Here is a 7,233-nt window from a genome sequence, read left to right on the forward strand (position 1 = left end):
GGACGAGCGCCGGTGCGAGGCTCGCGAGAGTGAACGGGACAGTATGCACTGCGCTGTCCCCCGATCGCTGGAATATGCCCGAAGCGCTTGCTGCACCCCTCCCGCCGACTCATCCTGAGGCGTATTCGTGTCGCAGCCAGTGCGCGACGGACGAGATGCGCGGGCGCGACGGACCGGGTGTGACGTGCGGTGGGCGACACCCGCGGCGCGGCCCGGGGTGTGCGGTGGCCCGGCGGGTGCCGGGACCGGCCGGCTGGACGAACCGGCCCGACCGGGACGACGGCCGAACTGCGAGTGCGGGTGGTGGAGCGGTGCAGGTTCTTCAGGTACAGCTGGCGGTACGGGCCGATCCTGCCGAGGTCGGCCGGGCCCGCCGGTGGGTGCGTTCGCGGCTGCTCAACCACGGCGTGGGCCCGGACGCCCCGCTCGCCGAGACGGTGGTCCTGGTGGTCTCCGAGCTGGTGACCAACGCCGTGGTGCACACCGGTCGTCCGGCCGTGCTCCGGCTCTGCTTCCCGATGGAGTGCACTGCGCCGGGCGCGGACCCGGCGGCGGCCGGCGCCGGGGGATCCGGGGCGCCCGCCCTCGGCCTGCTCCGGGTCGAGGTCGCGGACGCCAGCCGGACGGCCCCCGCCCCCCGGCACGCGGGTGCGGACGCCGACGCCACCAACGGGCGCGGCCTGGAGCTGGTCGAACTGCTCTGCGACCGCTGGGGTTGGTATCCGGACGGTTCGGGCAAGCGGGTCTGGTGCGAGATCGGCACGGACACCACGCCGGTGGACCCGCTGACCGCCGTGGACTGGGCCGCGCTGGCGCAGTGACGCCGCCGAAGGGCCCATGGGCAGGCCCGTGTCCGGCTGCGACGATCATCGGGCCGAAACCTGACGCAACCATTCCGAATTTCCGACAACCCCATTGACGTGACGTATCCGGCTGATCACGCTTGGGAGCAGCGCTCCGTTGCGAGGGGACGCCGAGGGAACACCCGCATACCGCTACGGTGCTGCTGTCCAGGGGGACCATGCCAGCAGGGGGGCCGTAGCCGGTCGATCACGCGGTGGTTCCTCGGCGAGTGCGGAGAGCGGTGGTGCGGGTTCAGGGCCCGTGCTTGGTGGTTGGATGGCGGCCGGCCGCACCGTGCTCGGGGTGCGTGCGACCCGCCGCCATCCGATCCCCGTCCCGGCGGTCGCTTTCCGGCCACCCGCCGGATCGTTTTCCGGTCGCTCCGACGGCATCGCCCGTGCTGGACCGCTCCGGCGCCGGCCCGCCGGCGGGCCCGTCGTCAGCAGGCCGTCGTCAGCACGCCGGTTCGGTCGTCCGGAAGGTGCGCCGGTACGCGCTCGGCGCGACGTCCAGCCGTCCGCGCAGCTGCAGCCGGAGCGAGGCGGCGGTGCCGAAGCCGGACTCCCGGGCGACCTGGTCGATCGTCAGGTCGGTGCGCTCCAGCAGCTGCCGGGCCCGTTCGGTGCGCTGCACCGTCAGCCACTGGCCCGGGCTGGCACCGGTCTCCTCGCGGAACCGCCGGGTGAAGGTCCGCACGCTCATCCCGGCCCGGTCGGCGAGCAGGCGCAGCGGGAGCGGCCGGTCCAGGTGCTCCAGCGCCCAGGCCCGGACGGCGGCCGTGCCGGGGCCGGTCTCGACGGTCGGGCGGGGGAGCGTCACGTACTGCTTCTGGCCACCCTCGCGCCACGGCGGCACCAGGCAGGTGCGGGCCACCGCGTTGGCCACCGCGCTGCCGTGGTCGCGGCGCACGATGTGCAGGCAGAGGTCGACGCCGGCGGCCACCCCGCCCGAGGTGAGCACGTCACCGTCGTCCGTGAACAGCACGTCCGGGTCGAGCCGGACCTTCGGGAAGAGCGCGGCGAAGCGGTCGGTGTAGCTCCAGTGGGTGGTGGCCGGGCGGCCGTCGAGCAGGCCGGCGGCGGCCAGCACGAAGGAGGCGGTGCAGATCGAGACCAGCCGGGTGCCGGGCCGGATCCGGGCCAGGGCGGCCGTCAGGGCGGGGCCGAGCTCGGCGTCCACCTGCTGGGGGCCCGGGTCGGCGGAGGCCGGGATCACCACGGTGTCGGCCCACTCCAGGAGTTCGGGCCCGTGGTCGACGGAGACCCGGAAGTCCGTGCTGGTGGCGACCGGCCGGCCGTCCACGGTGCAGGTGGCCACCTGGTAGTACGGGACGCCGGCGGCGTCCTTGGCCGACCCGAAGATCCGCGCGGGGATGCCCAGTTCGAAGGCGATCACCCCGTCGAGGGCCAGTACCGCGACCTTGTGCGCCACCCCGTGCTCCCTTCGGTCCGTTCGTCGGGCCTTCGTCGGGCCTTCGTCGGGCCAGCGTACGCCGGGCCGGTGGCCCGATCTTTGCGAAAGCTGGCAGCCAGGCCACTCGAAGGCGCCCGGGCCGTTCGGGAGACTCGGCCGGGTGAACCAACGGAACGCCCCCGCACCCGACGCCACCCCCGCCTCGCCCGCACCCGACACCACCCCCACCTCCTCCATCTCCGCCACGCCCGGCTCCGCCGCCCCTGCGAGCCCCCGCGCTCCGCGCGTGCACTACGCCTGGGTGGTGGCCGCCGTCGCCCTGCTGGTACTGCTCGGCTCGGCCGGGTTCCGCTCCACGCCCAGCCTGATGATGGACGCGTTGCACAACGAGTTCGGTTGGTCGATGGCGACGATCTCCAGCGCCACCTCGGTCAACCTCACCCTCTACGGCCTCACCGCCCCCTTCGCCGCGGCTCTGATGGACCGGTTCGGCGTCCGGCTGGTGGTGGTCTGCGCGCTGCTCACCATCTCGGTCGGCGCCGGCCTGACCATGCTGATGCGCGAGCCCTGGCAACTGGTGCTCTGCTGGGGCGTGCTGGTCGGCCTCGGCAGCGGCTCGATGGCCGGCGCGTTCGCCACCACGATCACCGGCCGCTGGTTCACGGCTCGGCAGGGGCTGGTCACCGGCGTGCTCACCGCGGCCGGTGCGGCCGGCAACCTGGTGTTCCTGCCGCTCGGCGCCTGGCTGGTCGAGGCGCACGGCTGGCGCTCGGCGGTGGTGGTGGTCTCGCTGGCGGCCAGCGCGGTCGCCGTCCCGGTGCTGCTGCTGATGCGCGAGCGCCCGGCCGACCTCGGCCTGCTCCCGTACGGTGCGACCGAGGAGCCCCCCGCCCCGGCCGCGGACCGGCGGGCGCTGGCCCGCTCGCTGCGGGTGCTGCGCGACGCGGCCCGCAGCCGGGCGTTCTGGCTGCTGGCCGGCTCCTTCGCGATCTGCGGCGCGACCACCGCCGGGCTGGTCGGCACCCACTTCATCCCGGCCGCCCACGACCACGGCCTGCCGGTCACCACCGCGGCGAGCCTGCTCGCGCTGATCGGTGTCTTCGACGTGGTCGGCACGATCGCCAGCGGCTGGTTCACCGACCGCGTCGACTCCCGGCTGCTGCTGGTCGTCTACTACGCGCTGCGCGGGCTGTCGCTGGTCCTGCTGCCGCAGCTGTTCGCCGGCTCGCTGGAGCCGCCGATCCTGGCCTTCGTGATCTTCTACGGCCTGGACTGGGTGGCCACCGTGCCGCCGACCGTCGCCCTCTGCCGCCGGCACTTCGGCGAGGACGCGCCGATCGTCTTCGGCTGGGTGCTGGCCTGCCACCAGATCGGCGCCGCCGTGGTGGCCGGACTGGCGGGCCTGGCCCGGGACGCGCTCGGCACCTACGACCTCGCCTGGTACGCGGCCGGCGGGCTCTGCGCGGTCGCCGTCGTGCTCTGCCTGGCCCTGCGGGGGACCGGGGCACCCCGGGTGGTCCCGGCGTTGTCCTGAGGGGTGGGTAGGTTCGCGGTCATGACGCTCTCCTTCACCCTGGACCCCGTGCTCGACCCCGACCTGCGTGCCCGGATCGTCCGGCTCTGGACGGACGTCACCAACGCGGGCGGTGCCGTCGGCTTCGTCGCGCCGGTGACGGAGGACGAGGTCTGGAAGACCGCGGACGTGCAGTTCGCCGGTGCCGGCCCGGGCGAGCCGGACCGGCTGCTCGTCGCGCACGAGGCCGGCACCGGGCGGCTGGCCGGCCTGCTGTTCTTCGAGTCGATGCGGTTCGGGCCGATGGACCACTGGCGGCTGCTCAAGCGGGTCATGGTCCACCCGGACTTCCAGGGGCGCGGCTACGGCGCCGAGCTGATGACCGAGGCCGCGCGGGTGGCCCGGGCCTGGGGCCTGGACGGCATCCGGCTGTCCCTGCGCGGCGGCCTCGGGCTGGAGACCTTCTACGGCCGCTGCGGGTACACCGAGGTCGGCCGGGTGCCCGCGGCGATCCGGGTCGCCCCCGGGGACGACCGCGACGACGTCACCATGTGGCTCGACCTGCGCTGACGGCGCGGCCGCGGCGGCGGGCCCGCGCGGGGACCGGGCGACCCGTTCCCCGCGCGGCCCGTCAGGCATGCTTCACTGGGAGACCGGCCGGTCCCGTGCAGAGAAGGATGTGTCCCCGGTGAGCAATGTGAGCAGCAAGTCGCACGCCACCCTCCGCTACACCTCCCTGCGGGTCAGTCTCTTCCTCGGCTGCCTGCTGGTCATGCTGCTGCTCGGCCACTTCCAGGTGATCCCGGTCCGGGGCGAGCTCGGCGTCGTCTTCCTCTTCCTGCTCGCCGCGATGACCTCGGCGCCGCTCAGCTACGCCCTGCTGAGCAAGCAGCGCGACGCGATGTCGGCCCAGATCGCCGGCAAGGTGTCCGGCCTGCGCAGCCGGACGGCGGAGCGGATCGCCACGCAGAACGCCGAGGAGGACGCGGCCGACGAAGCCGCCCGCTCGGCCGCCGTGAACGGCTGACCCGCACCACCGCCGTGCCCGCACCAGCCCCAGGTCCAGCGCCCCGGTACGACGAGCCCGCGCCCGAGAAGCACGTGAGGCACGAGGAGCACGTGAGGCACGAGGAGCACGTGAGGCACGAGGAGCACGAGAAGTCGGCCGGTCCGACTTCCGGTGCTTCCGGCCTGCCCGGGAGCACCGCAGCCGTGCCCGGCGGCCCGCCCACCAGGCCCGGAGAGCATGCCGCCGGACCCGGGGACCAGACCGTCGCGTCCGGCGAGGGCGCCAGCGGGACGTGGCCGGCGCCGGTCCGCAAGCCCACCGGGCGGGACGTCGCCCGGCTCGCCGGGGTCTCGCAGGCCACCGTCTCGCTGGTGTTCTCCGGCTCCGAGGCCGGCCGCCGGGTCTCCGACGCCACCCGCGAGCGGGTCCGGGAGGCCGCCCGCAGCCTCGGCTACCGCCCGCAGGCGGCCGGCCGGCAGCTGCGCCTCGGCCGCAGCGGCATGATCCTGCTGGCCGTGCCGAACATTCTCGGGCCGTTCTTCGGCCGGGTGCTGGAGGGCGTCCACGAGGAGGCCGGCAAGCACGGCCTGGCCGTCGTGGTCAGCTCCGGCTGGGGCAGCGCCACCCTGGCCGACGCGGCCACCACCAGCCGCTTCGACGGCCTGCTGATCTGCTCCCCGGACGACAGCCAGCTCGGCGAGCTGCCCGCGGACACCCCCGCCGTCTTCCTGGACGCGGACCCCGGCACCGACCGGGCCCGGCCGACCATCGAGCTGGACGTGGCGGGCGGCATGCGGGCCGCGGTCGAGCACCTGGCCGGGCTCGGCCACCGGAGGATCGGCCGGCTGCGGTCCACCCACTCGGCGTACACCTTCCGGGTCCGCCAGGCCGCCTTCGAGGAGGCGGTCGGGGCGCTCGGCCTGGAGGTGGTCGAGTTCGGCGTCAGCCTCAACGAGGGCCAGCCGGCCGCCCGCAGCGTCGCCCACCGGCTGCTGGAGCACCCGGACCGCCCGCACGCGGTGATCTGCGACGACGACGTGGTGGCCTCGGGTGTCTACCAGGCCGCCGCCGAACTCGGCCTGAAGGTCCCCGGCGACCTCTCGGTGGTCGGCATCGACAACGTCCCGGTGGCCGCGCTGCTCGCCCCGCCGCTCACCACCGTCGACCTGCCCGGCGAGCGGCTGGGCCGGGCCGGCGTCGCCGCCCTCGCCGACCTGCTCCGCGGCGAGCCGGTCACCCCGGTGCCGCCGTTGGCCACCTCGCTGGTCCTGCGCTCGTCCACCGCCGCCTCGGCCTGACCCCGGAGCGGCTCAGGCGGTGTCGTCCGGGGGCGTCCCGGGCTTCGTGTAGAGGACTTCGCGGGCCTGCTCGGCGGCGCGGACGATGCCCTCGGAGACGAAGTCGAGGAAGCGGGCGACGTTCTCCAGGCGGGTCGCGGCCGGGGTCCCCGGGCCGAGGACGGCGACGCCCTGGAGCGCGGCCTCGGCGAACCTGTTGTTGTCCCGGGCGCTGCGGATCATCGACTGGTACCAGAGGTCGTCGTCGACGATGTAGCGCTCCCGGCGGCCCTCGTCGCGCTCCCGGCGGACGAGTTCCAGGCCCTCCAGGAAGGTGATCGCCTTGGACACCGACGCCGGGCTGACCTGGAGGCGCTGGGCGAGCTCGGACGCGGTGAGGCTGCCCGCGTCGCTGGTGTAGAGGCAGGCCAGCACCCGGGCCATCATCTTGGGCGCGCCCGACTGCATGAGGATGGTGGTGAGCGTCTCCTCGTACTCGCGCACGGCAGCGGCGTCGCGTCCGTACGGCTGGGGGGCCGACTCCGGCCCCTGGGCGGCGGCGGGCCGGCGCCGGTGGGCGCGGCGTTCGGTGGCGCGGTGGGCCAGGTCGGCGCGGTAGGCGGTGGGGCCGCCGTTGCGCATCACCTCACGCGTGACCGTCGAGGTCGGACGTTCGAGGCGTCGGGCGATCTCGGCGTAGGGGAGGCCGTCGGCCAGTCCCAGCGCGATCTGCTGGCGTTCCTGCTGGGTGAGCCTGCCTCCCGGCATCGCGGTCTCCTTCGTGATTCCTGGTGCGTGCCGCCAGCATAGCGTTCACGCCCAATCCATTGCAACGAGCTCTCTGGCGTTGTTGCGTTAAGTCGCAAGGTCGTTGCAATGATTTCCTTGCCTTGACCTGTGATGATGCGGATTTTGCGCAACGAGCATGTTGCCTAGATCTGGAAAGCAACGTAGCTTTTCCGATGTCAGAAACAACGAGCGAGCTCAGGAGAGCACGATGCAGACCTTCGACACCACCGCCCCGATCACCGTCGTCCTGGACGTCCCCGCCGGGCGCCTCCAGTTCATCGCCGCCGACCGCAACGACACCGCCGTCGAGGTCCTGCCCGCCGACCCCGCCAAGGGCCGCGACGTCCGGACCGCCGAGCAGACCACCGTCACCTACACCGACGGCGTCC

At 74.1% G+C, this 7,233-nt stretch carries 7 protein-coding genes and 2 pseudogenes; 6 read left to right on the forward strand and 3 right to left on the reverse strand.

The annotated features are described in order from the left end of the window. Positions 1 to 311: 311 nt before the first annotated feature. The gene (locus ABZ885_RS02180; protein WP_360182281.1) at positions 312 to 821 is read left to right on the forward strand and encodes an ATP-binding protein; all 510 of its coding nucleotides are present in this window, start codon (positions 312 to 314) and stop codon (positions 819 to 821) included. A gap of 475 nt (positions 822 to 1,296) precedes the next feature. Here ABZ885_RS02180 and ABZ885_RS02185 read toward each other — a convergent pair whose 3' ends face one another. Continuing rightward, entirely contained in the window at positions 1,297 to 2,274 is a 978-nt protein-coding gene (locus ABZ885_RS02185; RefSeq protein ID WP_360182284.1) for a helix-turn-helix domain-containing protein, read from the reverse strand. 217 nt (positions 2,275 to 2,491) lie between these two features. On the opposite strand from ABZ885_RS02185, the gene ABZ885_RS02190 reads away from it, so the two are divergent. The 4 genes from ABZ885_RS02190 (at position 2,492) to ABZ885_RS02205 (ending at position 6,076) form a co-directional block, all read left to right on the forward strand. Next, positions 2,492 to 3,790: an MFS transporter gene (locus ABZ885_RS02190; protein WP_360182311.1), complete on the forward strand. Its 1,299-nt coding sequence runs from the start codon at positions 2,492 to 2,494 to the stop codon at positions 3,788 to 3,790. 21 nt (positions 3,791 to 3,811) lie between these two features. Then, positions 3,812 to 4,339, forward strand: coding sequence for a GNAT family N-acetyltransferase (locus ABZ885_RS02195; protein WP_360182287.1), 528 nt, complete (start codon positions 3,812 to 3,814; stop codon positions 4,337 to 4,339). A gap of 118 nt (positions 4,340 to 4,457) precedes the next feature. After that, positions 4,458 to 4,796 carry a DUF4229 domain-containing protein gene (locus ABZ885_RS02200; RefSeq protein ID WP_360182290.1) on the forward strand — a complete coding sequence of 113 codons (339 nt, stop codon included), beginning with the start codon at positions 4,458 to 4,460 and terminating at the stop codon, positions 4,794 to 4,796. A gap of 110 nt (positions 4,797 to 4,906) precedes the next feature. Then, complete coding sequence (locus ABZ885_RS02205; protein ID WP_360182293.1) at positions 4,907 to 6,076, forward strand: LacI family DNA-binding transcriptional regulator; 1,170 nt, start codon at positions 4,907 to 4,909, stop codon at positions 6,074 to 6,076. A 12-nt stretch (positions 6,077 to 6,088) separates the two neighbouring features. On the opposite strand, the gene ABZ885_RS02210 is transcribed toward ABZ885_RS02205, so the two are convergent. Beyond that, positions 6,089 to 6,523, reverse strand: a complete 435-nt coding sequence (locus ABZ885_RS02210; protein ID WP_360182314.1) for a MarR family transcriptional regulator — start codon at positions 6,521 to 6,523, stop codon at positions 6,089 to 6,091. Between the two features lie 93 nt (positions 6,524 to 6,616). After that, positions 6,617 to 6,823: pseudogene (locus ABZ885_RS02215) on the reverse strand (helix-turn-helix domain-containing protein); the annotation flags it as partial. 229 nt (positions 6,824 to 7,052) lie between these two features. Between ABZ885_RS02215 and ABZ885_RS02220 the strand changes: the two are divergent. Continuing rightward, positions 7,053 to 7,233, forward strand: a pseudogene (locus ABZ885_RS02220) (hypothetical protein); the annotation flags it as partial.

Source organism: Kitasatospora sp. NPDC047058 (assembly GCF_040643935.1).
Lineage (GTDB): Bacteria > Actinomycetota > Actinomycetes > Streptomycetales > Streptomycetaceae > Kitasatospora.